This window comes from Arthrobacter sp. 10T413_2, assembly GCF_056394205.1.
Window position 1 is genome coordinate 1 of the sequence record NZ_JBFTHK010000307.1, and the last position, 2,529, is coordinate 2,529.

Sequence of the window (2,529 nt, forward strand, 5' to 3'; positions counted from 1 at the left end):
GAGCAAGGGGACGCTGGAGCAAAGCAACACCTTCTATGCCCAGGGCGGAGTCTCTGCCGTCCTGGCGCCGGGGGACGCCGCCCCCGGGGACTCCGTAGCCGCCCACATCGCCGACACCCTCGCCGCCGGCGCCGGGCTCAACGATGCCGAGGCCGTCCGGGTCCTGTGCACGGAGGCTGTCCGTGACATCGCCGGCCTGGGCCGCTACGGCGTGCATTTTGACGCCCGTCCCGAGGGCGGCCCGGCCCTGGGCCTCGAAGCCGCGCATTCGGCGCCGCGCATCCTCCACGCCGGCGGGGACGCGACGGGCGCCTGCATCGCCCGCGGGCTCGTCGCCGCCGTCCTGGAACGGGCCGTCCAGGGCCGCCTCCGGGTGGAGACCAGCGCGTTCGTCACGGATCTCCTGACCGACGCCGTGCCGGACGGCCAGCCCGGATCGCCCCCACGGCCGGGCAGCACGACGCCGGCCCGGGTTACGGGCGTGGAATATCTGGCCGGTGGCCGGACCCACCGGCTGGCCGCCGACGCCGTCCTCCTCGCCACCGGGGGTGCCGGCCGGCTGTTTGCCCGCACGAGCAACCCCTCCGTCGCMACCGCCGACGGCCTCGCCCTGGCCTGGCGTGCCGGCGCCGCGGTGCGGGACCTCGAGTTCTTCCAGTTCCACCCCACCACCCTTGCCGCCGAGGAGGTTCCGGGCGGGCCGCCGGCCCTGCTCATCTCCGAAGCGGTCCGCGGCGAGGGGGCGGTGCTGCTGGACTCCGCGGGCTACCGCTTCATGCCGGACTACCACCCGGACGCCGAGCTCGCCCCGCGCGACGTCGTCTCCCGAAGCATCGCCCTCCACCTGGCCGCCACGGGCGCCGCCCCGGACAGCCCGGTCTACCTGGACGCGCGCGGGATCGAGTCCGCCCGCGGCACGGGCTTCCTCGCCCGGCGGTTCCCGACCATCACGGCCGCCACCCGCGCCGCCGGGTATGACTGGACGGCCGAGCCGGTACCCGTGTCCCCGGCAGCCCACTACTGGATGGGCGGCGTCTGCACGGATCTGTGGGGCCGCACGTCCGTTCCGGGCCTGTATGCCGCCGGCGAGGCCGCCCGCACGGGCGCCCAGGGGGCCAACCGGCTGGCGAGCAACTCGCTGCTGGAGGGGCTCGTGTTCGGCCGCCGCGCCGTCGAGGACTTCCTGCGCGCCGACCCGTCGCACGACACCACTGCTCCGCGTGCTGTCTCGGCCGCGGGCGGCCTCCCCTTGACGCACGCTTCCGCAGCGCCGTCGCACGACTTCACGTCAGGGGAGGACACTTCAGCGAGCGTGTCCGAAGATTTTGTGAAGTCGGTATCCGCGTACGGGGTTTTCTCGCGCGACGCTCTTCGGCGGTTGATGACGGCGGACKCCGGGGTAATGCGCAGCGGGGAGCAACTGCGGGAGGCGGAGACCGTGCTTGCGGCCTGGGACGCCGTTGTCCATTCTGAGACCGCTCCCGATGCCGGCCTCGATCAGGATGCCCACGAGGACCGGAACCTGCTCCTCGCGGCCCGCTTGCTTGTGGCGGCTGCCCTGAACCGCACGCAGTCCGTCGGAGCCCACTACCGGGCGGACACGGACAACGCCTCAGCCCTCACCCATTCCATGCAAAGGATTTCCTCGTGACCACCACTGCCCACGCAACCGCTGCCCCGGAAACCCTGCCCTCCCGCACCGCGGCGCTCGCCGGGAGCCTGCCCAAGGCCGCCGTCCTGGCCGTCCTCCACACGGCGCTCCAGGAAGACGCCCCGTACGGCGACATCACCTCGCAGACGCTCATCCCCGCACAGGCGCGCGCGACGGCGGTATTGAACGCCCGTGTTCCCGGCGTGCTGAGCGGCGGCGAGGTGTTCGCCGCGGCGATGACGCTGACYGACCCTGACGCCGTCGTCGAACTCCTGGTCAATGACGGCGAGTCCTTTGTCGCCGGAACGGCCCTGGCCCGGGTGACCGGGAACGCCCGCGCCGTGCTGCTGGCCGAACGCGTCGGGCTGAACCTGGTGCAGCGGATGAGCGCTATCGCCACCAGGACCGCCGAGTTCGTGGCTCTCGTGGACGGTACCGGCGCACGAATCACCGACACCCGCAAGACGACGCCGGGGCTCCGGGTTCTGGAACGCTACGCCGTGCGCTGCGGCGGCGGCGCCAACCACCGCTTCAGCCTMTCGGACGCCGTCCTGGCCAAAGACAACCACCTGGCGGTCCTCACCGGGGGCGATCCGGCGAAGCTCACCGAGGTGCTGCGCCGCGCCAAGGCACAGCTCGGCCACACGACTCACTTCGAGGTGGAAGTGGACACCATGGAGCAGATCRAGCCGGTCCTGGCCGCCGGGGTGGACACCATCATGCTGGACAACTTCTCCCTGGCCGAGCTGGCGGCCGGCGTCCGGCTGGTGGACGGCAGGGCCCGCGTCGAAGCCAGCGGMAACGTCAACCTCGCCACCGTGGCGGACATCGCGGCCACCGGGTGGACGTCATCTCGATCGGCGGCCTGACCCACAGCG

The 2,529-nt window shown here is 72.6% G+C and carries 1 protein-coding gene and 1 pseudogene; both read left to right on the forward strand.

The genetic code is table 11. The annotated features are described in order from the left end of the window. A partial coding sequence (locus AC1DBQ_RS22875; RefSeq protein ID WP_476930687.1) for an L-aspartate oxidase occupies positions 1 to 1,651 on the forward strand: 1,651 nt, incomplete at its 5' end. A gap of 35 nt (positions 1,652 to 1,686) precedes the next feature. Then, positions 1,687 to 2,529: pseudogene (gene nadC, locus AC1DBQ_RS22880) on the forward strand (carboxylating nicotinate-nucleotide diphosphorylase); the annotation flags it as partial.